Below are 22078 nucleotides of genomic sequence, written 5' to 3'. Positions count from 1 at the left end.
TAGAGGGACACAAGGCGGGATGCAGGCCGCCGCTGGCGGCCTGCTGCGACAGATGCGTGACAGACCTCAGCGCATCGAGATCGTGGTGTTCACCGTACGCCCATGGGCCGACCAGCGCGCGGTCACGGTCTTGGTCTGCGTCCAGAACTGCACGGCCTGCTTGCCGTTCGGCCCCAGGTCGCCCAGCTTCGACCCGCGCGAGCCGGTGAAGCTGAACCAGGCCACCGGCACGGGAATGGGAATATTGATGCCCACCTGCCCCACATCGATGTTGTTCTGGAAGTAGCGGGCCGCGCCCCCGTCCTGGGTGAACAGCGCCACGCCGTTGCCGTTGGGGTTGCGGTTGATGAACGCCACCGCCTCTTCCAGGGTGTCGACGCCCACTACGCTGAGCACGGGGCCGAAAATTTCTTCGGTGTAGATGGTCATGTCTTCCGTCACGCCGTCGAACACCGTGGGGCCTACGAAGTTGCCTTGCTCGAAGCCCGGCACTTTCAGGTTGCGCCCGTCGAGCAGCAGCTTGGCGCCTTCGTCCACGCCCTTCTGGATCAGGCTTTCGACGCGTTTCTTGGCATTGGGCGACACCAGCGGCCCCAGGTCGGCCTTGCGGTCGGTGCCGGAATTGACCTTCAGGCCCTTGGCGCGTTCGACGAAGTCGGGCAGCCAATTGCGCGCCTCGCCCACCAGCACCGCCACCGAGGCGGCCATGCAGCGCTGGCCGGCCGCGCCGAAGGCCGCGCCCAGCAGCTGGTTCAGCGCCACTTCGGGGTCGGCGTCGGGCAGGATCACGCAGTGGTTCTTGGCGCCCATCATGGCCTGGCAACGTTTGCCGGCATTGGAGGCGCGCTGGTAGATCTCGGAGCCCACGCGGGTAGACCCGATGAACGACACGGCCTTGATGTCGGGGTGTTCGCACAGCCCGTTGGCGATCTCGGGGCCGCCGTGCACCACGTTCAGCACGCCCGGCGGCAGGCCGGCCTCGAGCGCCAGCTGGGCCAGGAACAGCGAAGACGTCGGGTCCTGCTCGGACGGCTTGAGCACAAAGGTATTGCCGCACGCCACGGCAATGGGAAACATGAAGCACGGCAGCATGACCGGGAAGTTGAACGCCGTGATGCCGGCGCACACGCCCAGGGGCTGGATCAGGGTGTAGACATCGATGCCGCCGGCGGCATTTTCGGCATACTCGCCCAGCTGCAGGTTGGCGATCGCGCACGCGTGCTCGACCACTTCCAGGCCGCGGCCGACTTCGCCCTCGGCATCCGGCAGGGTCTTGCCGTGCTCGCGGGTGATCATCTCGGCCAGCTTGCCGGTGTTTTCGCGCAGCAGCTGCTGCAGCTTCAGCATGACGCGCATGCGGGCGCCCTGCCCGGCATTGCGCCACGACTGGAAGGCTTCTTTGGCATTGGACACCGCCAGGTCCAGCTCCTCGCGCGTGGCGAAGGGAACGCGGGCGACCACCTGCTGCGTGGCCGGATCGATCACGTCGCGCCATTCAGTCGTCTTGGATTGCACGAGCTTGCCGCCGATCAGTAGCGGTACGCTGGGGACTTCACTCATGGGTTGCTCCTCATAGATTGCGGGATACTGCCGGCCCCCGGGACAGGCCTGCGCGGCCCGCCCCTGGCAACCGTTTTACTGCTTCAGCAGCGGGCAGGTCGAGTCCGCCAGCGGCTGGAAGGCCTCGTCGGCCGGGATGGTGGCGACCAGCTTGGAATAATCCCAGCCGCCCTTGGATTCGCCCGGCTTCTTGACCTCGTACAGATACATGTCGTGGATGACGCGGCCGTCGGGCCGGATGCTGGCGTTGTGCATGATCGGGTCCTTGATCGGCAGCTCGCGCATCTTGTCGGCCACCTTGCGGCCGTCGGTGGTGCCGCTGGCGGCCACCGCGCGCAGGTAGTGCAGCACGCTGGAATACACGCCGGCCTGCGTCATGGTGGGCTTGAGCCCGCGGAACGCCTTCTCGAAACGGCTCGACCAGGCGCGCGTGCCGTCGTCGTAGTCCCAGTAGAAGCCGTCTACATAAGACAGCCCCTGTGCGTTCTCCAGGCCCAGGGCGCGCAGGTCGGACAGGAAGATCAGCAGCGACACCAGGCGCTGGCCGCCTTCGACAATGCCGAATTCGCGCGCCTGCTTGACGGCGTTGACCGTGTCCTGCCCGCCGTTGGCCAGCGCCACCACCTGCGCCTTGGAGCTTTGCGCCTGCAGCAGGTACGAGGCGAAGTCGGGCGCGTTCAACGGATGGCGCACCGAACCCACCACCGAGCCGCCCAGGCCCTTGACCGCCTTGGCCGTGTCGGCTTCCAGCGAATGCCCGAAGGCGTAATCCACCGTAATGAAATACCAGGACTTGCCGCCGGCGCGCACCGTGGCCTTGGCGCCGCCCGCCGACTGCGAGTACGTGTCGAACATCCAGTGAAAGCCCAGCGGCGAGCATTCTTTATTGGTCAGCGCGGTGGTGGCCGGGCCGGAGAACATCACCACTTTGTTCTTCTCGCGGGCAATGCCCTGCACTGCCAGCGCCACCGCGGAATTGGTGAGGTCGGCAATGGCGGTCACGCCGTCGCGGTCGAACCATTCGCGCGCCCGCGCCGCCCCCACGTCGGCCTTGTTCTGGTTGTCGGCCGACACCAGCTCGATCTTCATGCCCTTGCATTCCGCGGCCAGGCAGTCATCGATAGCCAGTTGCGCCGCCGCCACCGAACCGGCGCCGCCCATGGCCGCGTAAGTGCCCGACATGTCGGTCAGGATGCCGATCTTGACCGGCGGCTTGTCGGCCGCCATGGCGGGGCCTGCCAGCATGGCGCCCAGGCAGAAACCGGCGGCCAGCCCGCGAGCGTGCAGTGTCATGTTGTGTCTCCGGTGATTATTCGTGTGGTTGTAGCCGGGCCGCCCGCGGGGGCTGGCCGGCTGATCTAGTGTAGATGTGTAAAAATCATCAAGCAACAGCACAAATTGCACATTCATTGTGCACAAATAAACAAGGAAACCGTCATGCTGGACTGGGACAGCCTGCGCTATTTTCTGGAAGTGGCCCGCACCCAGCGCGTCAGCGCGGCGGCCCGCAAACTGGGGGTGGAACACACTACGGTGGCGCGCCGCGTCCGCGCGCTGGAAGCCGAGCTCGATTCGCTATTGTTCGAAAAATCGCGCAGCACCGGATTCGTGCTGACCGACGACGGGCAGCGCCTGTTCGTCTATGCCGAACAGATGGAAAGCGCGGTGCAGACCGCGCGCGAGAGCCTGTCGGGCATCGGTCAGGCCCTGTCGGGCCACCTGCGCATCGGGGCCACCGAAGGCTTCGGCAGCTATGTGCTGACGCCGCTGGCGGCCGACTTCCAGCGCCGCTATCCGCACATCACGCTGGACATCCTGCCGGTGCCGCGCTTTGTCAGCCTGTCCAAGCGCGAGGCCGACCTGGCCATCACCATCGAGCGCCCGCAGCGCGGTCCGTATGTATGCACCAAGCTGTGCGACTACACCCTGCGCCTGTACGGCACCCCCGGCTACCTGGCGCGCCACGCCCCCATTGCGGCGCGCGCCGACCTGGCCGGCCACACTTTCATCGGCTATGTCGACGAACTGCTGTTCAGCGAGCGGCTGCGCTACCTGGAAGATCTGCTGCCCGACAGCCGGGTGGTGCTGCGCAGCACCAGCGTGGTGGCGCAGTACCATGCCGCGCTGCAGGGCCGCTCGCTGGCGATCCTGCCCTGCTTCATCGCCGCGCAGGACGCGCGCCTGGTGCCGGTGCTGGAAGACGACATCGCCATCACGCGCAGCTTCTGGATGTACTGCCACGAAGACCTGCACAAGCTCAAGCGCATGTCGGTGCTGTGGGATTTCATGCGTCGCTCGGTGGTGCGCAACGCCCCGCTGCTGGCGGGCCGCCAGGGCGGCATGCGCTATCTGCCGTAAAACCCCGTGGGCATCACGATGGCTGGCGCGGCGCCTTTACGCGCAGGCGGCGCATCAGCAGGTAGGCCGCCAGCGCCAGCACCAGCGCGTGCACCACCCACACGCCGACGCCGAACGGCAGCTTGCCGCTGCTGATCCAGGCGCGCGACAGGTTGATGACGTTCATGTACAGCAGGCCCACCAGCCCGGCGATCAGCAGGTCGCCCGAACGGCCCAGGCGCGGGTTCACGGCGCCCAGCGGAATGGCCAGCAGCGCCAGGTTCAGGGCCGCCAGCGGCATCGATATCCGCCACATGATCTGCGACCATGAACTGTCGGTGTCGTCGGCAATCAGCTGCATCGTGGGGCGGGCCTTGCTGGACCGCTCGGCCGCGGCGCGCGCCTCGGCCATGGGGTCGCCCGATTTGCTTTCCAGGCGCACGCCGTACTTGGCGAAATCCACCAGGCGGATCTCGGGCGTGCCCGGCTTCAGGTCATAGCGATGGCCGCGCCCCAGCACCAGGAAGCGGTCGCCGTTGGGTTCGGTTTCGACGCGCGCGCTGCTGGCCGTCATGACGCTGTGCCATTCGGGGCCGGTTTCACGCGCGAACACATTGCCCAGTTCGTCGGTGGCCTGGGTGGGCTCTTCGGCGAAGAATACGCGCTCGCCTTCGCCCGACTCGGCGAACTGGCCCGCGGTGACCTTGGACAGATCGGAGCGCTGCTCGAAGCGTTCGCGGTATTCGGCGATCTGGCGATAGGCCCAGGGCGAGGCCACCAGGGTCAGCACCGCCACCAGCCCCGCCACCGGCACCGCCACGCGCAGCACCGGACGCAGCCAGTCCGCCAGCGACAGGCCGCTGGCGAACCACACCACCATTTCCGATTCGCGGTAATTGCGCGTAACAGTAGTAAGCACCGCGATGAACAACGACACGGCCAGTACCGTAGGCAGCGCAGTGATCGTGGAAAAGGCCGCCAGGCCCAGCACCACGTCGGCGCCGATGGTGCCGCCGGCGGCTTCGCCCAGCAGGCGCACCAGCAGCACGCTGAGCCACACCACTACCAGCGTGGAAAAGACCACGCCCGCGTGACTGGTGATCTCGGCGACGACAGACCGTTTGAATAGAGACATGTGAGAATATGCGGGATAATCAACCGCACTGCACCACGCACACGGGAATCCTCCATGGAATTTAGCACACAGAGCACCGCTTCCCTGCACCAGATCAAGACCGCCGCGCTGGCCGTGGGCGTATACGCCGACGGCGAACTCAGCCCCGCCGCCGATGTCATCGATCGCGCCAGCAACAATGCCGTGCGCCATGTCGTCAAGGCCGAGTTCCGCGGTCGCGCCGGCGCCACGCTGGTGCTGCGCGCGCTGCCCGGCGTGTCGGCGCAGCGCGTGGTGCTGGTGGGCCTGGGCAAGCAAAGCGAATACAACGCGCGCGCCCATGCCACCGCCGAACAGGGCTTTGCCTCGGCGTGCGTGGCCGCCCGCGTGGCCGAAGCCGTCTCCACGCTGGCCGGCAACCCCATCGCCGACACCGGCATCCGGGCCCGGGCCCGCTCGGCAGCCATCGCCGCCGGCGCCGCCACCTATCATTACGATGCCACGTTCGGCAAACCCGACCGCGACGCCCGCCCCAAGCTCAAGAAAATCGTGCAAGTGGTCGAGCGCGGCGAAACCGCGCAGGCCCAGCAAGGCCTGCGCGAAGGCGGCGCCATCGCCAACGGCATGGAACTCACCCGCACCCTGGGCAACCTGCCCGGCAACGTCTGCACCCCCACCTATCTCGGCGACACCGCCAAGAAGCTGGCGCGCGAATTCAAGTCGCTGAAGGTCGAAGTGCTCGATCGCAAGCAGGTCGAGGCGCTGGGCATGGGCTCGTTCCTGTCGGTGGCGCGCGGATCCGACGAACCGCTGCGCTTCATCGTGCTGCGCCACGCCGGCAAGCCCGCCAAGAAAGCCAAGGCCGGGCCGGTGGTGCTGGTGGGCAAGGGCATCACCTTCGATGCCGGCGGCATTTCGCTCAAGCCCGCCGCCACCATGGACGAAATGAAGTACGACATGTGCGGCGCGGCCAGCGTGCTAGGCACGTTCCGCGCGCTGGCCGAACTCGAACTGCCCGTCGACGTGGTGGGCCTGATCGCCGCCTGCGAGAACCTGCCCAGCGGCAAGGCCAACAAGCCCGGCGACATCGTCACCAGCATGTCGGGCCAGACCATCGAAATCCTGAACACCGACGCCGAAGGCCGCCTGGTGCTGTGCGACGCCCTTACCTACGCCGAACGCTTCAAGCCCTCGGCCGTGGTCGACATCGCCACGCTGACCGGCGCCTGCGTGGTGGCGCTGGGGCATATCAACACCGGCCTGTTCTCGCAAGACGACGCGCTGGCCGATGCGCTGCTGGCGGCCGGCAGGCAGGCGCTCGACACCGCCTGGCGCATGCCCATGGACGACGCCTACCAGGATCAGCTCAAGTCCAATTTCGCCGACGTGGCCAACATCGGCGGCCCGCCGGCCGGCTCGGTCACGGCGGCCTGCTTCCTGTCGCGCTTTGCCAAGGCCTATCGCTGGGCCCACCTGGACATCGCGGGCACCGCCTGGCGCAGCGGCAAAGACAAGGGCGCCACCGGCCGCCCGGTGCCCCTGCTGATGCAGTTCCTGCTCGACCAGGCCTGACGGCCCGGCTTTGCCGATGACGCGCATCGACTTCGCCTTCGGCGCCGCCGACCGCCTGCGGGCCGCCTGCCAGGCCGCCCGCAAGCGTTACCAGGCGGGCCAGCGGCTGGTCGTGTACTGCGCCGACGGCGCGCGCCTGGCGGCCTTCGACCGCATGCTGTGGGCGTTCGACGACACCTCGTTCGTGCCGCACGTGCTGGCGTCCGACCCCCTGGCCGCCGACACGCCGGTCATTCTTACCGCCGCGCCTCCCCAGCCCGCCGCGGCGGGCGGCGAAGCCGGCGAGCTCTGGCTGCTCAACCTCGACGACGATTGCCCGCCGGGCTACGATGGATTTGCGCGTGTGCTGGAAATCGTCTCCGACGACCCCGCCGACCGCCAGGCGGCGCGCCAGCGCTGGCGCAGCTACCAGTCCGCCGGCCACGCCCCTCACAGCCACGATCTGGCGGGCCGCACGGCGTAAGCCGCCCCAGGAGCCCCATGCCCCATTATTCAGACCCCGGCATCCCCACCCTGACGCAGCGGGCCGAGCCCACGCTGGCGCCCGATTCCGGCGCCGCGCAGGCCGGCAGCGCGCACGGCGCCGACCTGCCCGTGCTGACCCAGGTGGCCGACCGCCCTGGCCCCGAGGCGCGGGCGGATGCCGCCGGCGGCGCGGGTTTGCCCCAGGCCGCCTGGAGCACCGCCGCGGGCGCCGCCGGCGATGCCGTTCTGCGGGCCGCCCTGCAGGCCGAGCTGGAACAGGCCTTGCAGCGCGCCCTGGACGACGCCGCCGCCGGCCTGCGCGCCCGCCTCGAAGCCGAACTGCCCGCCCTGATCGAGCGCGCCGTGCGCGGCGTGCGCCCGGGCTGAAGCCGGCGCCCGCCCGCCCCGGCCCGCCCAAGTGGATTTTTCAGGGAACTGTAAGGTATCCTACCCATCTAACCCCATTGGGCAATCCCCTTTTGCCGCAATCAGGAGCCGTCCATGAACGAATACCGTCCTTCCCCCTTCAACCGCTCCGGCAGCTATGCCGGCGCGCCGGGCGAAGTCGTCCGCAACAAGGTGCTGCGCAATACGTACTGGCTGCTGGCGCTGTCGCTCATCCCCACCGTGCTGGGTGCCGCGGTGGGCCTGTACACCGGCGTGAACCAGATCATGATGGCCAGCCCCGGGCTGTCGGCCATCGTCTTCCTGGTGGGCGCCTTCGGCCTGATGTTCGCCATCGAGAAAAACAAGAACAGCTCGCTGGGCGTGACGCTGCTGCTGGCATTCACCTTCTTCATGGGCATCATGCTGTCGCGCCTGCTGGGCTTCGTGCTCGGCATGGGCAACGGCGCGCAGCTGGTCATGACGGCCTTCGGCGGCACCGCCGTGGTGTTCGGCACCATGGCCACGCTGGCCACCACCATCAAGCGCGACCTGTCCAGCATGCAGAAATGGCTGTTCACCGGCGCGGTGGTCATCCTGCTGGCGGCGCTGGCCAACATCTTCCTGCAGATGCCCGCCCTGATGCTCACCATCTCGGTGCTGGCGGTGGTCATTTTCTCGGCCTTCATGCTGGTCGACCTGCAGCGCGTGGTCAACGGCGGTGAAACCAACTACGTGTCCGCCACCCTGGCCATCTACCTGGATGTGTACAACGTCTTCTCGAACCTGCTGATGCTGCTGGGCATCTTCGGCGGCAATCGCGAATAACCCGTATCCGTCGGCATCCTGGGGCCCGCCATGTGCGGGCCTTTTTTCGCCTGGCGTCTATCGGTGCCGGGCGGCGTGGACACCATGGCATGGCGCGTGCTACACGACAGGATATCCCTTTCCCCCGACCAGAGGCCCGCATGCCGCTTTCTCCCTGCCGCCCTGCCCTGATCTGTTTCTCCGTCACCGCCCTGCTCGCCCTGCCCGCCGCGCAAGCCAGCTCGCCCGCCGCCTGGCAGCAGCAAGAAGACAAGGCGCTGCGCCTGTGCGCCCAGGCGTCCGGGCTGGCGCAGACCGAGCAGGTCGGCACCCCCATGCAGTTCGACGACCCGTCCGGCCAGACCGCCCTGCTGATCCGCGGCCGCGCCACCCAGGCGCACATGCAGGGCGCGGCGGTAACCATGCTGTGCCTGGTCGATCGCCGCAGCAGCCGCGCCAGCGTGGTCGAGTGGGCCGGCTCGCCCAGCCCGGCCGATGCCGCCGCCCCGGCGCCCATCGTCGTGCCCCTGGCGGCGGCGCCGGCGGCGCTGGTGGTGGCGCAAGAGCCCGGAGAACCTGCTTCCATCGGCACTTACAGCGTGCGCCTGTACCGCGATCTGTCGGCCGGCGACTATGCCGACGGCCTGATCCGCCCGCGCGACGGCGAGCTGCGCCAAGCGGAACTCAAAGACATGGATGGCGACGGGCAGCCCGAACTGGCGGTCACGCTGGTTACCGCGGGCTCGGGCAATTATGTAACGCTGGATGTCTACAAGATCCGGGACGGCTGGCAACTGCAATGGGTGCCGGCCCTGTCGAAAACGCCCTGAGCCGGCGCGCCGGCTACAGTTTCTGCAAGTCCAGCAGCACCCGCCGGGTGGCCAGCGGGCGTCCCGCCAGGTTGGCGGCCAGGCGCTCGCGCAGGTCGCGCCGCAAGGCGGGCTCGATGGCCGGGTCATCGAAATCCGGCGCTTCCTGGTCGATGCCATAGCCGGTTTCGCGCAGCAATGTCCACTCGAAGCGGCGCAGCGCCCCGGCGGCCCGGGTGCCGCCCGCCAGCTGCTGCAGCGCCGTGTCGTAGGCGTCGAACAGCGCGGGGTGCGCGTCTTCGCGCGGCAGCAGGCGCAGCAGCAATTCGTTCATGTACCAGGCCGACATCAGGGCCGCGCCGGCCAGCGGCCGCAGGCCGGCCACTTCGGCCCGGGTCAGTGTCTTGACTTCGCCGGCGCCGCTCCAGGACAGCAGCAGGGGCTGGAACGCCGACAGCACGGGCCGCAGCACCGAATAGGGGCGCTTGGCGCCCTTGGCCACCAGCGCCACGCAACCGTGCTCGCGGGAAAAGCTCTGAACGATCAATGAAGTTTCGCGCCACGCGGTGGCGTGGAGCATATAGGCGGCACAGTCCTGGACGCGGTGCGCCCTTCTACTCATAGCCCAGGTCGCGCAGCGCGCTTTCGCGGTCGGACCAGCCCTTGCGCACCTTGATGTACACCTCGAGATGCACGGGCTTGTCGACCAGTTTGGCGATGTCCTGGCGCGCCTCGGTGGCGATGCGCTTCATGTGCACGCCGCCGGCTCCCAGCAGAATGGGGCGATGGCTGTCGCGCTCGACCACCACGCAGGCCGCCACGCGCAAGCCCTTGTCGGTTTCTTCCCATTGCTCGATGACGACAGTGCAGCCATAGGGCAGTTCGTCGCCGACCAGGCGGAAGATTTTCTCGCGCAGCAGCTCGGCGGCAATAAAGCGCATCGGCCGGTCGGTAAGCGTGTCTTCCTCGAACAGCGGCTCGCCTTCGGGCAGGCGCGCGGCAATTTCATCCAGCAACTGGTCGAGCTGCTGCGACTTCAGGGCGCTGACCGGCACCACGGCATCGTAGGGGTGCTGCGCCACGATCCTGGACACGAAGGCGTACAGGTCGTCGCGCCGCTTCACGGCGTCGATCTTGCTGACCACCAGAATGGTGCGCTTCGCATCGGGCAGCAGGGGCAGCAGCTTGGCATCGCCGTCGGTCCATTTGCCCGCCTCGACCACGTGCACCACCACGTCGACCTCGGCCAGGGCCTGGGTGACCACGCGGTTCATCATGCGGTTCATGGCGCCGCCGTGGCGCGTCTGGAACCCCGGGGTGTCGACAAATACAAACTGCTCGCGTTCGCGGGTAAGCACGCCATGGATGCGGTGCCGCGTCGTCTGCGCCTTGCGCGAAACGATGGAGATCTTCGAGCCGATCAAGGCGTTGGTCAGGGTGGATTTGCCCACATTGGGGCGCCCGACCACGGCAATGAAGCCGGTTCGGAAAGGGGATTCGCTCATTTGACCTCTTGGGCCACTGCCACGGGCAGTGACAATTGCGCGGCCTTGCGGGCCTTGCCCGGCTTGCGCGCGGCGCGCGCGGGGCTGGCCGCCTGCGCGGCCTCGAGCGCCAGCTTGGCGGCCGATTGTTCAGCGGCACGCCGGCTGGCGCCGGGCGCCACGACTTTGATCTCGAGCGCCGGAATGGCGCATTCGACCTCGAACTGCTGGCTGTGGGCCGCGCCGTGCGTGGCCACCACGGTGTACAGCGGCAGGGCCAGCTTGCGCCCCTGCAGGAATTCCTGCAGCAGCGTCTTGGCATCTTTGCCCAGCGTCTTGGGATCGACGCTGGCCAATACCGGCTGGTATTGCCGCACGATTACCTTGCGCGCCGTGTCGAAGCCGCCATCCAGGAACGCCGCCCCGAAAATGGCCTCGACCGCGTCGGCCAGGATGGACGGGCGGCGAAAGCCCCCGCTCTTGAGTTCGCCCTCGCCCAGCCGCAGGTACTGCGACAGCTCGAGCCGCTGGCCGATGTCTGCCAGCGAGGCCTGCTTGACCAGGTTGGCCCGCAGGCGCGACAGGTCGCCTTCGTCGAGTTTGGGAAAGCGTTCGAAGAGCATGGCCGCCACGACGAAATTCAGCACGGAATCGCCCAGGAACTCAAGGCGCTCGTTGTGGCGAGCGCTGTGGCTGCGGTGCGTCAGCGCCTGCTCGAGCAGGGCGGCGTTACCGAAGCGGTGGTCCAGGCGGGCTTCCAGCGTGGCGAGGGACATGTCAGTTAAAGCTGCCGATACGGCTGAGATCGCTGAAGTTCATCCAGATGAAGAATGCCTTCCCGACGATATTAGCGTCAGGGACGAACCCCCAGTAGCGGCTGTCGGCGCTATTGTCCCGGTTGTCGCCCATGGCGAAATAATGGCCTTCGGGTACTTTGCAGCGTACTCCATTACGGGCGTACTCGCAGTTGCTCAGCCCCGGAAACTTCCAGATGGGCCCGTAAATCTGCGATTTGCCTTCATCAAGCAGGATATCGTGGTTAACTTCGCCCAATTTCTCTTTATATTGGGCAATGTACGACACCCGGTCGGGCTCGAAATACTCGCCGTCGCGCTGGTGCGGCACCAATTGGCCGTTCACATAGAGCTTTTTATCGACGTAGGCGACCTCGTCGCCCGGCAGCCCGACAATGCGCTTGATGTAGTCGACGGTCGGGTCCACCGGATAGCGGAACACCACCACGTCGCCGCGTTGCGGTGAGCCGATGTCGATGATTTTCTTGTCGACGATGGGCAGGCGGATGCCATAGCTGTACTTGTTAACCAGGATCAGGTCGCCCGACTGCAGGGTGGGCAGCATCGAGCCCGACGGAATGCGGAACGGCTCGACCACGAAAGAGCGCAGCACGAACACGAACAGAATCACCGGAAAGAAGCTGACAGCGTATTCCACCCACCACGGGATGCGCCCGGCCGCCGCGGCCGCCTCCTGGCGCAGGCGCGCGGCTTCCTGGGGATCGGAGGCGTACGTGGTATCGACGCCGTCGGCCGCCGCCTGCGCGAGCTGCGCACGGCGGCGGCGCAGCATGGCCACGTCGAGCACCCAGATGATGCCGGTTACCACCAGCAGCACGAAAAGTATCAGTGCAAAGTTCCAGCTCATGTAAAACGCCTTTTTATCGCTACTTGTCTTCTACTTGCAGAATGGCCAGGAATGCTTCCTGCGGAATTTCCACGCTGCCTACCTGCTTCATGCGTTTCTTGCCGGCCTTCTGCTTTTCAAGCAGTTTTTTCTTGCGGGTGATGTCGCCGCCGTAGCACTTGGCCAGCACATTCTTGCGCAGCGCCTTGACGTTCTCGCGCGCGATGACTTCGGCGCCGATGGCGGCCTGGATGGCCACATCGAACATCTGGCGCGGGATCAGGCCGCGCATGCGCGTGACCACGTCGCGGGCGCGGTAGCGGGCATTGGCCCGGTGCACGATCATGGCCAGCGCATCGACCCGGTCGCCGTTGATGAGCAGGTCGACCTTCACCACGTCGGCCGAACGGTATTCCAGGAATTCGTAGTCCATCGAGGCATAGCCGCGCGACACCGACTTGAGCTTGTCGAAGAAGTCGAGCACGATTTCGGCCAGCGGTATCTCGTAGGTCAGGTGCACCTGGCGCCCGTGGTAGCTCATGTTGATCTGGATGCCGCGCTTGTTGTTGCACAGCGTCATGACCGGCCCCACGTATTCCTGAGGCATGAACAGCGTGACCTTGACGATGGGCTCGCGGATGTCGGTGATCTTGCCCACTTCGGGCATGCGCGCAGGGCTGTCGATGGTTTCGATGCTGCCGTCGCGCTGCTCGACCTCGTACACCACCGACGGCGCGGTGGTGATGATGTCCATGTCGAATTCGCGTTCCAGGCGCTCTTGCACGATTTCCATGTGCAGCAGGCCCAGGAAACCACAGCGGAATCCGAAGCCCAGGGCCTGCGAAACCTCGGGCTCGAACATCAGCGCGGCGTCGTTGAGCTTGAGCTTTTCGAGCGAATCGCGCAGCTGGTCGTATTCGGAGCTTTCGACCGGGTACAGGCCGGCGAACACCTGCGGCTTGACTTCCTTGAAGCCCGGCAGCGGCGCATCGGCCGGCTTGCCGGCCAGGGTGATGGTGTCGCCCACCTTGGCATTGGCCAGTTCTTTGATGCCGGCGATGATGAAGCCGACCTCGCCCGCCGACAGCTCGCTGCGCGGCTGCGACTTGGGCGTGAACACGCCGACCTGTTCGCACAGGTGGGTGGCGCCCGAGGCCATCAGCAGGATCTTGTCTTTGGGCCGCAGCACGCCATTGATGATGCGCACCAGCATCACCACGCCGACGTAGTTGTCGAACCACGAATCGATGATCAGGGCCTGCAGCGCGCCGTCGGGCTTGCCCTGGGGCGCGGGCACGCGGGCCACGATGGTTTCCAGGATCTCGTCGATGCCCATGCCCGTCTTGGCGCTGGCCAGCACGGCGTGCGAGGCGTCGATGCCGATGACATCTTCGACTTCCTGGCGCGCGGCGTCGGGATCGGCCTGCGGCAGGTCCATCTTGTTGAGCACCGGCAGCACTTCGACGCCCAGCTCGATGGCGGTATAGCAGTTGGCCACCGTCTGGGCCTCGACGCCCTGCGAGGCATCGACCACCAGCAGGGCGCCTTCGCAGGCGGACAGCGAACGGCTGACTTCATACGAGAAGTCGACGTGCCCCGGGGTGTCGATGAGATTCAGGTTGTAGGTCTTGCCGTCCTGGGCCAGGTATTGCAGCGCGGCGGTCTGGGCCTTGATGGTGATGCCCCGTTCGCGCTCGATTTCCATGGAGTCCAGCACCTGGGCGGACATTTCGCGCGCCGCCAACCCGCCGCAACGCTGGATCAGGCGGTCGGCCAAGGTCGATTTGCCGTGATCGATGTGGGCGATGATGGAGAAATTGCGGATATGCTGCATAAGGTGGGTTTATTAGGGACAAAACACGCGCGGACACAGGCGCGAGCGGCGCCACGGCGACAGGCCAAAAACGAGGGGGCGCATCGCGCCCCCTTTTGCGGCAACTGGCTATTTTATACGGGTTCGCGCCACATAACGTCGCCCGCCTGCCTCACCGTGTTTTCCCCTGGGCTGCACGTGTCCGCCCAGGCGGGGTTTTGGCAGGTGTCAGGCTCCGCAGGTGCCGCCAGCGTCGCCCCCCTTGAGGGGGATGAGCCCGGACATAGAACAGCCCTTGAGGACTGTTCTATGCCTGGCGAATCCGAGCGGCCTGCCAGCCGCGAGGTGGAAAGCGCGCAGCGCTTCGGGGGTGGGACTACTTCCCGGGCTCCACCGCCACCCACTGCGTCTGGTCGCCGCGGCGCACCAGCAGGCCGGCCGCCTTGCCCTTGGGCAGCTTGTCGACCAGCTTGTTGAACTGCTCGGCGCCGGTCACGTCGGTGTTGTTGACCGCGAGCACGATATCGCCCGGCTGCAGGCCGGCCGCGCCGGCCACGCCGTCGGCCGCGCGCACCTGCACCCCGCCCTTGATGCCCAGCTTGCGCTGCACATCGGCCGGCACGTCGACCACGCGCAGCCCCAGCGCATTGCCGGCGTGCTCGGGTTCGGCCGGGGCCTTGTCGGACGAGGCCGCCGCGGTGTTGGTGAGCTCGCCCACCTTGACCGACAGGGTCACCGTCTTGCCGCGGCGCCACACTTCCATTTCGGTGCGGGTGCCCGGCTTGGTTTCGCCGACGATGCGCGGCAGGTCGGACCAGCGCTTGATGGATTCGCCATGGAACGAGGTGATCACGTCGCCCGGCTTGACGCCGGCGTCGTCGGCCGGGCCGTCGGATTCGACGTTGCTGACCAGCGCACCTTCGGCCTTGGGCAGGCCGATGGCCTCGGCCACGTCCTTGCCGACTTCGCTGATCTGCACCCCGATGCGGCCACGCGTAACCTTGCCGCTGGCGCGCAGCTGGTCGGCCACGCGCATGGCTTCATCGATGGGAATGGCCAGCGAAATGCCCATGAAGCCGCCGCTGCGGGAAATGATCTGCGAGTTGATGCCGACCACTTCGCCGTTCAGGTTGAGCAGAGGGCCGCCCGAGTTGCCCGGGTTGACGGCCACGTCGGTCTGGATGAACGGCAGGTATTCGCCGGTATCGCGGCCGATGGCGCTGACGATGCCCGAGGTGGCGGTGGAATCCAGGCCGAACGGCGAACCGATGGCCAGCACCCACTGCCCTTTCTTGAGCTGCTTGGGATCGCCGATCGGCAGGGCCACCATGCCCTTGGCGTCGATCTTGATCAGGGCCACGTCGGTGCGTTCGTCGGTGCCGATGACCTTGGCCTTGAACTCGCGCCCGTCGGTCAGGGTGACGTAGATGTCGGCGGCGTCGGAGACCACATGGTTGTTGGTCAGGATGTAGCCGTCATCGGAGATGAAGAAACCCGAACCCACGCCGCGCGGCACTTTGCGCTCTTCGGGAGCCTGGCGCGGCTGCGGCTGCTGCGGTTGCGGCGGCATGCCGGGCGGCTGGAAATCGGGGCCGAAGAACCAGCGGAACAGCTCGTAGGGGTCGTTGCCGCCCCCGGGCGAGCGGACTGGCACGGTGGCGGTGGTGCGGATGTTGACCACGGCCGGGTCGGCCTTGGCGATGATGCCGCTGAAATCGGGCAGCACCACCGTGGGCGGTGCGGAAGGCTGGGCTTGCGCGGGCCCATAGGCCCCTGCCAGCATGACGCTGGCCATCAGGACCAGGAAAAAGCGCCGGAAAAAAAGAGTCGACACTGAAAGTGTTTGCATGAGAGAACTCCGAAAATTCCCCAAACCTTTTTTTTGCAGGTTTCTTGTTATTGAGAGGGTACTGGCACGTATTCGGTGGAAGTGGCCAATTGCTCGAGCGTCGCGGCCGGCACTTCACCCAGGGCGGTCAGCCAGAAGTCGGCAATTCGCGTGCCATAGATATTGATGGCGCCACGGCGCGCCGCCCCCGCCGACAGGGGATGGCCGTGCCCCGTGTCGTACGGCTCGATGAATACCGAAATGGCCGCCAGCCCGTCGGAAAGCACCAGTTGGTTCACATTGCTGTGCCCCATCGAGCGCTTGACCTGCATCACGGCCACGAAACCCTTGGGCGCGGGAATGCGCCAGCCCTGGGCGGCCAGGTCGGTGGGCTCGATGCGCGGCTGCAGCACTTTCCAGTCGCGTGTGCTCCAGCGCGACGCCAATTCAGAGGAATCGACCTTGCCCCCCACGCGGATGGAGGTGAAGGACACCTGTTCGACCACGCCCTCGTCGACGTCGATCGTCTGGGCCTTGAGCAGCAGGTTGGTGTCGACGTCGGCGCACAGGCGATAGCCATAGCGCAGGCCGTCGCGCGGCTCGATGGTGATGATGCGGCACTGGCGGTCGGCCACGCGATGCAGCTTGTCTTCGGTGCGGATGCTGTAGTGCTGCGCCAGGTCAGTGGGATTGCCCAGCAGCAGGCCCGGGAAGCGGTCGCCGCGGCGCGGTTCCATCAGCACGGTCTTGCGCTCGGGAATGAGGCACTGGATTTCGTCGTTGTGGCGCAGGTATTCGCGCGGCTGGCCGTCCAGGATTTCCAGGCGCTCGCGCTCTCCGGTGCCATCGATGACGTGCACCAGGCGCGACGACTGGATGACCTCGCCCTGCTGGTACAGGAAGACGCCGGCGTAGTCTTGCTTGCGGGCGGCCTGCTGGATGTCGTAGAGCAGCTGGATCGAAGCGTCGCCCTGGGCGGGCTCGGCGGCCCGGGCGGCCTCGTGGGCGGCCGCCAGGGCCACCAGGAAGACGGCGGTGAGGGCCCATCCGGCCCCTTGCGCGGGCCGGCGGCCCCAGGGTGCCCGGCCCAGTACCGGTCGACAGAACTGCTGCAGCTGTGCGATCAACGTCCGGCTCCGGCATCGAACGAGACCTGGCGCACGGCGCTGGGGCCCGCCATCTGGCGGTGCGCCTCGAGGTAATCGCGCAGCCCCGGCGCTTCAGAGGACGAGGCATCGGCCAGCACGCGGGTTTCGGCGGGGCGGCTGGAGCCGCCCATGATGTAGGGCTGCGCCACCCAGGCGACCGTGGCCACGGCCGCGGCCACGGCCAGGCCGGACAGGCCCATGCGCAGCGGCGAACGGCGCCGCTGCGGGGCGACGATGGGCAGCTCGGCGTCCAGCGCCCGCGAGAGGCGCGCATGGAAGCTGGCGCTGGGGCTGACGGCCAGATCGGCGTTGCGCAGCGCGTCGCCGATCAGGTGGTAGGTGTCCCAGGTTCGACGGCCTTGCACAGTGGCGAGATCGGGAAAAATATCTTCGGACGCTTCGCCGTCCATCCAGGCCGATACCGATTCTTCCAGGGATATATCGGTGTCTGCCAAGGATTTGACTGTTGATTGCATGACTGCCGCTCCTTACCAACGACGCTCGGCATCGGTGTCCAGCAGGGGGCGCAACCGGGTGGCAATGGCTTCGCGGGCACGGAAAATGCGCGAACGCACGGTACCAATCGGGCAACCCATGCTCTGGGCGATGTCTTCGTAACTCATACCTTCGATTTCACGCAGCACGATAGCGGTCCGGAGCTCTTCGGGCAATTCCTCGATGACCGCGTTGACAGTTTCGGCGATCTCGCGGCTGGCCATCATGGATTCCGGCGTGCTGATATCGGTTAGGTTGTCTGTTTCGTTAAAAGTTTCACCGTCTTCGGTCTCGATTGCATTGGGCGCGCTGGGACGGCGCCCGGCCGAGGCCAGCCAGTTGCGGGCCGTGTTGACCGCAATACGGTACAGCCAGGTGTAAAAGGCGCTTTCGCCCCGGAACTGCGGCAGCGCCCGGTAGGCCTTGATGAAGGCCTCCTGGGCGACGTCCTCGATTTCGGCCGGATCGCGGATCATGCGCCCCAGCAGGCGCAGGATCTTGCGCTGGTACTTGAGCACCAGCAGGTCGAAAGCCTTTTTGTCGCCGCGCTGCACGCGGGCGACCAGTTCGGCGTCGATGTCGCGCTCGCTCATGCGGGCCTCGGGGCTGGCGTGTCCAGGCGCTGCGCCGCCCCTGCCAGCAGGCAGAGCCGGCGCCAGCGGGCCGGGGACACACTGGGCCGCCACACGGCGACCCGGTAATTTGTAACCGCCCGCCCTGCGGCGGGATCGGGCTGCAAGCGCAAATCAAGCCAGCAGGCGCCGCGCCGGGCATCGCGCAGGGTGGCCGGGTGCCAGCGGCTTTCCACACGGACCTGCCAGCGGCGGCTGCCGGCTACCGCCCGGATCGCCCGGACCGGACCGCGGCCCGCCGGCCGCCGGCGGCCCAGCGCGCGCCGCAAGCCCGCGAGGGCCCCCGCCGTGCCGGCCAGGACGGCCAGGCCTTGCGGCCCGGCCTGCCACCACGCCGCGGCGGCCACGCAGGCGGCGCCGCCTGCAACGGCCGCACGGCCCAACAGCGTCAGGTGGCTCGGGCGGCGCACCGGCACGCAGAGCGTCCGGCGGCCGAGATCCCGGCGGTCGTCCAAATCAGATCCGGCGAACGGCCATGGAGCCGTTGGTGCCGCCAAAACCGAAGGAATTGGAAATCGCCACGTCGATCTTCATGTCCCGGGCCTCGTTGGCGCAGTAGTCCAGGTCGCATTCGGGATCCTGGTTGAAGATGTTGATCGTGGGCGGCGACTTCTGGTTGTACAGGGCCAGGGTGGTGAACACCGCCTCGATGCCGCCGGCAGCGCCCAGCAGGTGGCCGGTCATGGACTTGGTGGAATTGACCACCAGCTTCCTGGCGTGATCGCCGAACGCCAGTTTCAGGGCGTCGGACTCGTTCTTGTCGCCCAGCGGCGTGGACGTGCCGTGCGCGTTGACGTAGTCGACCTCGTCGGCATTGATGCCGCCGTTGCGCAGGGCATTCAGCACACCGCGGCGCGGGCCGTCTTTGTCGGGCGCGGTGATGTGGTGCGCGTCGGAGCTCATGCCGTAGCCCACGAATTCGCCGTAGATGCGCGCGCCGCGCTTCTTGGCGTGTTCGTATTCTTCAAGCACCAGCACGCCCGCGCCCTCGCCCAGCACGAAGCCGTCGCGGTCGCGGTCCCAGGGGCGCGATGCGGTGGTGGGGTCGTCGTTGCGCGTGGACAGCGCCCGCATGGCGGCAAAACCGCCGATGCCCAGCGGCGACACTGTGGATTCCGCGCCGCCGGCCAGCATGATGTCGGCATCGCCGTATTCGATCAGGCGGGCGGCGTCGCCGATGCAGTGCAGGCCGGTGGTGCAGGCCGACACGACGGCGTAACTGGGGCCCTTCATGCCGAAGCGGATGGACAACTGGCCCGAGATCAGGTTGATCAGCGAACCCGGCACGAAGAAGGGAGAAATGCGCCGCGGGCCCTTGGCCAGCAGCTCGGTCTGGGTTTCTTCGATGCGGGGCAGGCCGCCGATGCCCGAGCCGACGATGACGCCGATGCGCTCGGCATTGGCCTCGGTGACCTCGATGCCGCTGTCCTGCCAGGCCTGGATGCCGGCTGCCATGCCGTAATGGATGAAAGTATCCATCTGGCGCGCTTCTTTGGCGGGCAGGTACTGGGTGACGTCGAAATCCTTGACCTCGCCCGCGATGTGCGTGGTGATGGCCGAGGGGTCGAAACGGGTGATGCGGCCAATGCCGGAACGTCCGTTGACGATATTGTCCCAGGCGCTGGAGATGTCGTTGCCCACGGGCGATACGATACCCAGGCCGGTGATGACGACTCGTCGCTTCACGGAGGACTCCTAAAACAGACAAAAGAAAGGCGGTTTTCGGATGCGCCGCCCATGCGGCCCGCCCGGCCGCGGAAACATCATGATGATGCTTCCGCGCACGGACCGCACGGCGCTCCTGAAACCGCCCCCGTTCCCGGCCGCGCCCGCAAGGCGGCGTGGCGTCCGGGAGAATACAGGCTTAGCTTACTGCTTACCGTGCGAATTGATGTAATCAATCGCTTGCTGCACGGTGGTGATCTTTTCGGCCTCTTCGTCGGGGATCTCGGTCTCGAATTCGTCTTCGAGCGCCATGACCAGTTCAACCATGTCGAGCGAATCGGCACCGAGGTCGTCAAGGAAGGAGGATTCGTTCTTGATCTCGGCTTCGTTGACGCCAAGTTGTTCAGCGACGATCTTCTTGACGCGCTGTTCGATGCTTTCCATGCAGATCTCCAATTGGGAAAAATCCCGCGAATTATAGCCAAGCGCAGAGGAATGCAAACGCCTGGCCGTGACAAAAATGACTGTAAGACCCCGGCGTGCCCCATAACGGCCGCTCTGGGGCGGCCTTATTGCATGTACATCCCGCCGTTGACGTGCAGGGTGGTTCCAGTAATGTAACCCGCCTGGGGGCCAGATAAAAAGGCCACCGCCTGCGCGATGTCAACGGGCGAACCCAGGCGCCCCAGCGGAATCTGCTGCAGCAGCGCGGCGGTCTGGGATTCGCCCAGCGCGCGGGTCATGTCGGTATCGATGAAGCCCGGCGCCACGCAATTGACCGTGATGTTGCGGCTGCCCAGCTCGCGCGCCAGCGCGCGCGACATGCCGGCCACGCCGGCCTTGGCGGCCGCGTAGTTGGCCTGCCCGGCGTTGCCGCTGGCGCCCACGACCGAGGTCACGTTGATGATGCGACCCCAGCGGGCCTTCATCATGCCGCGCAAAACCGCGCGCGACAGGCGGAAGACCGCCGCCAGGTTGGTGTCGATGACGGCCGACCAGTCGTCGTCTTTCATGCGCATGGCAAGGTTGTCGCGCGTGATGCCGGCATTGTTGACCAGGATGTGCGGCCCGCCGCCGGTTTCTTTGCCCAGCGCGTCGATCAGGGCATCGCAGGCCTGGGCGTCGGTAACATCGAGCACCACGCCGCGGCCGCCCAGCGGGGCCAGCGCCTCGTTGATGGCCTGCGCGCCCGATTCGCTGGTGGCGGTGCCCACCACCACGGCGCCGCGCACCGCGAGTTCGTGGGCGATGGCCTTGCCGATGCCGCGCGTGGCGCCGGTTACCAGGGCTACTTTGCCTTGCAGTTCTGCCGATTGTTTGTCCATGTCAGTTCCGTGGTGACGCCCGCCCCGAGGGGCGGGACATGTCGTGTCAGTTCTGGCCGAGGGCAGCCAGCGCGGCTTCGAGAGAAGCCGGATCGGTGATCGAAAGGCCGGTAAGTTCGCTGTCGATGCGCTTGGTCAAGCCGGCCAGCACTTTGCCGGGGCCGCATTCGACCACATGGGTGACGCCCTGCGCCTTCATGGCCCGCAGCGTTTCGACCCAGCGCACGGGATGCCAGGCCTGGCGTACCAGGGCATCGCGGATGGCGGCCGGGTCGGCGGGCGAGGCCACGTCGACGTTGTTGATGACCGGCACTTGCGGCGCGGCGACCGCGGCCTGCGCCAGCGCGCCGGCCAGCACGTCGGCGGCGGGCCGCAGCAGGCTGGAATGAAACGGCGCCGACACGGGCAGCACCAGGGCGCGCTTGGCGCCGGCCGCCTTGGCGGCTTCGCAGGCGCGCTCGACGGCGGCCTTGTGCCCGGCGATGACCACCTGCGCGGGCGCGTTGAAATTCACGGCTTCGACCACTTCGCCCTGGGCGGCCTGCGCGCAGGCGGCGCGCACGGCGTCATCGTCCAGGCCCAGCACGGCGGCCATGCCGCCTGCGCCGACCGGCACTGCCGCCTGCATGGCGTCGGCCCGCACGCGCACCAGGCGCACCGCGTCTTCGAGGCCGAGCGCGCCGGCGGCGGTCAGGGCGGCATATTCGCCCAGGCTGTGCCCGGCCATCACGGCCGGCATCGCGCCGCCGGCGGCGCGCCAGGCGGCGAACACCGCCATGCCGGCCGTCAGCATCGCCGGCTGCGTATTGGTGGTGAGGTTGAGCTGATCGGCCGGCCCTTGCGCGATCAGGGCGCCGAGGTCCTGGCCCAGCGCCTGGCCCGCGCGAGCCACGACATCGGCCACGGCCGCATTGCCAGCCCAGGCATCGAGCATGCCGACCGACTGCGAACCCTGACCAGGAAAGACAAACGCGATTTTCATGATGATGTATCGACTGA

General features: G+C 67.0%; 23 protein-coding genes. 6 read left to right on the top strand and 17 right to left on the bottom strand.

The window, feature by feature from the left end:
• Positions 1-66: 66 nt before the first annotated feature.
• Complete coding sequence (locus tag J2P76_RS08715) at positions 67-1560, bottom strand: CoA-acylating methylmalonate-semialdehyde dehydrogenase (protein WP_207406368.1); 1494 nt, start codon at positions 1558-1560, stop codon at positions 67-69.
• A 75-nt stretch (positions 1561-1635) separates the two neighbouring features.
• Positions 1636-2853, bottom strand: coding sequence for an ABC transporter substrate-binding protein (locus J2P76_RS08710; RefSeq protein WP_207406367.1), 1218 nt, complete (start codon positions 2851-2853; stop codon positions 1636-1638).
• A gap of 144 nt (positions 2854-2997) precedes the next feature.
• Here J2P76_RS08710 and J2P76_RS08705 point away from each other — a divergent pair, with 144 nt between their 5' ends.
• The gene (locus J2P76_RS08705) at positions 2998-3918 is read left to right on the top strand and encodes a LysR family transcriptional regulator (RefSeq protein WP_207406366.1); all 921 of its coding nucleotides are present in this window, start codon (positions 2998-3000) and stop codon (positions 3916-3918) included.
• Between the two features lie 13 nt (positions 3919-3931).
• Here J2P76_RS08705 and lptF read toward each other — a convergent pair whose 3' ends face one another.
• The gene (gene lptF / locus J2P76_RS08700; protein WP_207406365.1) at positions 3932-5032 is read right to left on the bottom strand and encodes an LPS export ABC transporter permease LptF; all 1101 of its coding nucleotides are present in this window, start codon (positions 5030-5032) and stop codon (positions 3932-3934) included.
• A 54-nt stretch (positions 5033-5086) separates the two neighbouring features.
• On the opposite strand from lptF, the gene J2P76_RS08695 reads away from it, so the two are divergent.
• From J2P76_RS08695 to J2P76_RS08675, 5 genes are all read left to right on the top strand, one after another.
• Positions 5087-6583 (top strand): leucyl aminopeptidase, encoded by a 1497-nt coding sequence (locus tag J2P76_RS08695; protein ID WP_207406357.1) that lies wholly within the window; start codon positions 5087-5089, stop codon positions 6581-6583.
• Between the two features lie 16 nt (positions 6584-6599).
• Positions 6600-7046: a DNA polymerase III subunit chi gene (locus tag J2P76_RS08690; RefSeq protein ID WP_207406355.1), complete on the top strand. Its 447-nt coding sequence runs from the start codon at positions 6600-6602 to the stop codon at positions 7044-7046.
• Positions 7047-7063: 17 nt separating this feature from the next.
• A complete protein-coding gene (locus J2P76_RS08685; RefSeq protein WP_207406353.1) occupies positions 7064-7435 on the top strand; it encodes a hypothetical protein in 372 nt (123 codons plus the stop codon).
• 114 nt (positions 7436-7549) lie between these two features.
• Complete coding sequence (locus tag J2P76_RS08680) at positions 7550-8260, top strand: Bax inhibitor-1/YccA family protein (protein ID WP_207406351.1); 711 nt, start codon at positions 7550-7552, stop codon at positions 8258-8260.
• 140 nt (positions 8261-8400) lie between these two features.
• On the top strand, positions 8401-9069 hold the full coding sequence (locus tag J2P76_RS08675) for a PliI family lysozyme inhibitor of I-type lysozyme (RefSeq protein WP_207406344.1): 669 nt from the start codon (positions 8401-8403) through the stop codon (positions 9067-9069).
• Between the two features lie 13 nt (positions 9070-9082).
• On the opposite strand, the gene recO is transcribed toward J2P76_RS08675, so the two are convergent.
• The 14 genes from recO to fabD all read right to left on the bottom strand — a co-directional run bounded on the left by recO (position 9083) and on the right by fabD (position 22061).
• Positions 9083-9670, bottom strand: coding sequence for a DNA repair protein RecO (gene recO / locus J2P76_RS08670; RefSeq protein WP_207406342.1), 588 nt, complete (start codon positions 9668-9670; stop codon positions 9083-9085).
• Positions 9663-10553: a GTPase Era gene (gene era, locus J2P76_RS08665; protein WP_207406340.1), complete on the bottom strand. Its 891-nt coding sequence runs from the start codon at positions 10551-10553 to the stop codon at positions 9663-9665. The genes recO and era overlap by 8 nt, the downstream gene beginning before the upstream one ends.
• Positions 10550-11308, bottom strand: a complete 759-nt coding sequence (rnc, locus tag J2P76_RS08660; RefSeq protein WP_207406333.1) for a ribonuclease III — start codon at positions 11306-11308, stop codon at positions 10550-10552. Before rnc ends, era begins: the two co-directional genes overlap by 4 nt.
• Position 11309: 1 nt before the next feature.
• A complete protein-coding gene (gene lepB / locus J2P76_RS08655) occupies positions 11310-12194 on the bottom strand; it encodes a signal peptidase I (protein WP_207406331.1) in 885 nt (294 codons plus the stop codon).
• Positions 12195-12213: 19 nt separating this feature from the next.
• Positions 12214-14007, bottom strand: a complete 1794-nt coding sequence (lepA, locus tag J2P76_RS08650; RefSeq protein WP_207406329.1) for a translation elongation factor 4 — start codon at positions 14005-14007, stop codon at positions 12214-12216.
• Between the two features lie 355 nt (positions 14008-14362).
• Positions 14363-15835 carry a DegQ family serine endoprotease gene (locus J2P76_RS08645; RefSeq protein ID WP_207406327.1) on the bottom strand — a complete coding sequence of 491 codons (1473 nt, stop codon included), beginning with the start codon at positions 15833-15835 and terminating at the stop codon, positions 14363-14365.
• A 47-nt stretch (positions 15836-15882) separates the two neighbouring features.
• The gene (locus tag J2P76_RS08640; protein WP_207409154.1) at positions 15883-16938 is read right to left on the bottom strand and encodes a MucB/RseB C-terminal domain-containing protein; all 1056 of its coding nucleotides are present in this window, start codon (positions 16936-16938) and stop codon (positions 15883-15885) included.
• Positions 16938-17438, bottom strand: coding sequence for a sigma-E factor negative regulatory protein (locus J2P76_RS08635; RefSeq protein WP_207406325.1), 501 nt, complete (start codon positions 17436-17438; stop codon positions 16938-16940). Before J2P76_RS08635 ends, J2P76_RS08640 begins: the two co-directional genes overlap by 1 nt.
• A 12-nt stretch (positions 17439-17450) precedes the next feature.
• Complete coding sequence (gene rpoE, locus J2P76_RS08630; RefSeq protein WP_207406323.1) at positions 17451-18050, bottom strand: RNA polymerase sigma factor RpoE; 600 nt, start codon at positions 18048-18050, stop codon at positions 17451-17453.
• Complete coding sequence (locus J2P76_RS08625) at positions 18047-18544, bottom strand: hypothetical protein (RefSeq protein ID WP_207406321.1); 498 nt, start codon at positions 18542-18544, stop codon at positions 18047-18049. Before J2P76_RS08625 ends, rpoE begins: the two co-directional genes overlap by 4 nt.
• A gap of 1 nt (position 18545) precedes the next feature.
• Complete coding sequence (fabF, locus tag J2P76_RS08620; RefSeq protein ID WP_207406319.1) at positions 18546-19775, bottom strand: beta-ketoacyl-ACP synthase II; 1230 nt, start codon at positions 19773-19775, stop codon at positions 18546-18548.
• A gap of 183 nt (positions 19776-19958) precedes the next feature.
• Positions 19959-20198 (bottom strand): acyl carrier protein, encoded by a 240-nt coding sequence (acpP, locus tag J2P76_RS08615; RefSeq protein WP_003813816.1) that lies wholly within the window; start codon positions 20196-20198, stop codon positions 19959-19961.
• A gap of 125 nt (positions 20199-20323) precedes the next feature.
• Positions 20324-21079: a 3-oxoacyl-ACP reductase FabG gene (gene fabG, locus J2P76_RS08610; RefSeq protein WP_207406304.1), complete on the bottom strand. Its 756-nt coding sequence runs from the start codon at positions 21077-21079 to the stop codon at positions 20324-20326.
• A gap of 46 nt (positions 21080-21125) precedes the next feature.
• Positions 21126-22061, bottom strand: a complete 936-nt coding sequence (gene fabD, locus J2P76_RS08605; protein ID WP_207406302.1) for an ACP S-malonyltransferase — start codon at positions 22059-22061, stop codon at positions 21126-21128.
• Positions 22062-22078 lie beyond the last annotated feature (17 nt).

Origin of the sequence: Bordetella petrii, assembly GCF_017356245.1 — a bacterium.
In the GTDB taxonomy this organism is placed as follows: domain Bacteria; phylum Pseudomonadota; class Gammaproteobacteria; order Burkholderiales; family Burkholderiaceae_B; genus Bordetella_A; species Bordetella_A petrii_D.
This window is presented reverse-complemented; position numbering and strand designations above follow the sequence as displayed.

Coding starts and splice junctions, on each gene's coding strand:
- J2P76_RS08715 (WP_207406368.1), bottom strand. CDS start 1,560: ATGAGTGAAGTCCCCAGCGTACCGCTACTGATCGGCGGCAAGCTCGTG.
- J2P76_RS08710 (WP_207406367.1), bottom strand. CDS start 2,853: ATGACACTGCACGCTCGCGGGCTGGCCGCCGGTTTCTGCCTGGGCGCC.
- J2P76_RS08705 (WP_207406366.1), top strand. CDS start 2,998: ATGCTGGACTGGGACAGCCTGCGCTATTTTCTGGAAGTGGCCCGCACC.
- lptF (WP_207406365.1), bottom strand. CDS start 5,032: ATGTCTCTATTCAAACGGTCTGTCGTCGCCGAGATCACCAGTCACGCG.
- J2P76_RS08695 (WP_207406357.1), top strand. CDS start 5,087: ATGGAATTTAGCACACAGAGCACCGCTTCCCTGCACCAGATCAAGACC.
- J2P76_RS08690 (WP_207406355.1), top strand. CDS start 6,600: ATGACGCGCATCGACTTCGCCTTCGGCGCCGCCGACCGCCTGCGGGCC.
- J2P76_RS08685 (WP_207406353.1), top strand. CDS start 7,064: ATGCCCCATTATTCAGACCCCGGCATCCCCACCCTGACGCAGCGGGCC.
- J2P76_RS08680 (WP_207406351.1), top strand. CDS start 7,550: ATGAACGAATACCGTCCTTCCCCCTTCAACCGCTCCGGCAGCTATGCC.
- J2P76_RS08675 (WP_207406344.1), top strand. CDS start 8,401: ATGCCGCTTTCTCCCTGCCGCCCTGCCCTGATCTGTTTCTCCGTCACC.
- recO (WP_207406342.1), bottom strand. CDS start 9,670: ATGAGTAGAAGGGCGCACCGCGTCCAGGACTGTGCCGCCTATATGCTC.
- era (WP_207406340.1), bottom strand. CDS start 10,553: ATGAGCGAATCCCCTTTCCGAACCGGCTTCATTGCCGTGGTCGGGCGC.
- rnc (WP_207406333.1), bottom strand. CDS start 11,308: ATGTCCCTCGCCACGCTGGAAGCCCGCCTGGACCACCGCTTCGGTAAC.
- lepB (WP_207406331.1), bottom strand. CDS start 12,194: ATGAGCTGGAACTTTGCACTGATACTTTTCGTGCTGCTGGTGGTAACC.
- lepA (WP_207406329.1), bottom strand. CDS start 14,007: ATGCAGCATATCCGCAATTTCTCCATCATCGCCCACATCGATCACGGC.
- J2P76_RS08645 (WP_207406327.1), bottom strand. CDS start 15,835: ATGCAAACACTTTCAGTGTCGACTCTTTTTTTCCGGCGCTTTTTCCTG.
- J2P76_RS08635 (WP_207406325.1), bottom strand. CDS start 17,438: ATGCAATCAACAGTCAAATCCTTGGCAGACACCGATATATCCCTGGAA.
- rpoE (WP_207406323.1), bottom strand. CDS start 18,050: ATGAGCGAGCGCGACATCGACGCCGAACTGGTCGCCCGCGTGCAGCGC.
- acpP (WP_003813816.1), bottom strand. CDS start 20,198: ATGGAAAGCATCGAACAGCGCGTCAAGAAGATCGTCGCTGAACAACTT.
- fabG (WP_207406304.1), bottom strand. CDS start 21,079: ATGGACAAACAATCGGCAGAACTGCAAGGCAAAGTAGCCCTGGTAACC.
- fabD (WP_207406302.1), bottom strand. CDS start 22,061: ATGAAAATCGCGTTTGTCTTTCCTGGTCAGGGTTCGCAGTCGGTCGGC.